Below are 236 nucleotides of genomic sequence, written 5' to 3'. Positions count from 1 at the left end.
GTTTCAGTTTCTTTTGCAGCAGGTTGTTGTGTAGCTGGTTTTTGAGCTTTAGCTGCTTCTTTAGCTTTAGCCGCTTCACGAGCTTCAGCTGCTTCTTGAGCCTTAGCCGCTTGAGCTTCAGCATCTGCTTTAGCCGCTTCACGAGCTTTAGCTGCTTCTTGAGCCTTAGCCGCTGCTTGAGCTTCAGCATCTGCTTGAGCTTTAGCTGCTTCACGAGCTTTCGCCGCTTCTTGAGC

The 236-nt window shown here is 50.0% G+C and carries 1 protein-coding gene; it reads right to left on the bottom strand.

Annotated elements, in window-relative coordinates; translation table 11 throughout:
- On the bottom strand, window positions 1-236 hold a 236-nt coding region (locus MR170_RS31735), incomplete at both ends, for a hypothetical protein (RefSeq protein WP_242310768.1).

The sequence above is a fragment of the Bacillus cereus group sp. BfR-BA-01524 genome (genome assembly GCF_022662595.1).
Classification (GTDB): domain Bacteria; phylum Bacillota; class Bacilli; order Bacillales; family Bacillaceae_G; genus Bacillus_A; species Bacillus_A thuringiensis_S.
This window is presented reverse-complemented; position numbering and strand designations above follow the sequence as displayed.